General features: G+C 45.4%; 2 protein-coding genes. Both read right to left on the minus strand.

Annotation, left to right across the window (positions count from 1 at the left end):
• On the minus strand, positions 1-446 hold a 446-nt coding region (locus R7P69_RS24805), incomplete at its 3' end, for an efflux RND transporter periplasmic adaptor subunit (RefSeq protein WP_318121766.1).
• Positions 447-550: 104 nt separating this feature from the next.
• The coding region (locus R7P69_RS24810) for a substrate binding domain-containing protein (RefSeq protein WP_318121767.1) at positions 551-1,239 on the minus strand (689 nt) is incomplete at its 5' end.

The following is a 1,239-nucleotide window of genomic DNA, read 5'->3' on the forward strand; positions in this document are numbered from 1 at the left end:
CTACGTTCGTAGCTGCTGATGGCTCGGTCTAAGTTTACGCTGGCAATGGCATCATCAGAAGTCGCTTGTTTTACGCGCTTTAACTCGGCTTCCGCGAGTTTGTGGGCTGATTGCGCTTCTAACATGCGCGCTTGTAATTCTTCTAGTGAGACTTGGTAGTCGTGCTTGTCCAGCGTGGCAATGACTTGGCCTTTTTCTACCAAGCTGCCTTTATTTACGAACACTCTTTCCACGTTGCCGGGTACACGAAAAGAGAGTGAGGCGGTTTCTTTTGCTTTTACGATCCCGCTGAATGATTTGTTGAGTTCTTCATTCCTTTCATTGACTTCAATCACTTGAACGGGTCTGGATGCGCTTGGCCCCTCAACCTGAGGTTGAGCTTGATTACAGCCGAGTAGAGAGAGCGCGATAGTGCTCAGCGCAGCGGTTTTGATTTGATGATTCATAAGATGGCTCCATAATTTCGGCGCCATCTTATAATTCACAGATGTTCAGATAATCATGCGTGCGCATGATTCAATGTCACAAATTTTATGACAATAAATGCAAACTACAAAAGTTTTGGGATTTTATTGCACAAATGTTCAATAAGTAACCGGCTAGCTTGGTTCAGCGTTTTCGGTTGAGGATAGAGTAACCACCCCGTTTCTTCCGTGACAGCATATTGAGACAATACTTGCACCAATGCACCGGATTCGAGCTCATTTTTTACCAACAGTTTTGGGATATAGCTGATGCCGCGGTCAAGCACTGTGGAGCTTTTAATAAAGCCGATGTTGTTGGAAATGAGTTTTGGTTTGAGCGCTACGTTTTGTTCCTGAAAATGCCAAAGGTTGTCGACATTGCCATTTGGCCAACGAAAACAAATGCACTGATGATCGCTCAACTCTTCTAATGTGGCGGGCGTGCCGTGAGTTTGAAGATAGTTCGGTGAGGCAACGACACATCGGTCGAGCGTTAAGATCTTTCTCGCGACAATGTCTGAATCAAACAGCATGCCGCCGTGCAGCGCGATGTCCAACCCCTGCTGAAACATATCAATAAAGCCATTGTTGATATTGCGAATGTCGAGTTCAACCTGCGGGTATTGATCCTGAAATTCAAACAAAATGGGTTGAAGATGTTCATAGGTTTCTGGCAGAAGGCCAAGTTTGATTTTGCCTCTGACCTCGATGCTTTCGTTACTGGCTTGCTGGTTTGCCGAATCAAGCAAGGTGAGTACTTTTTGTAGATCTTGGT

It is taken from the genome of Vibrio sp. 661, from assembly GCF_033339315.1.
Lineage (GTDB): Bacteria > Pseudomonadota > Gammaproteobacteria > Enterobacterales > Vibrionaceae > Vibrio > Vibrio alginolyticus.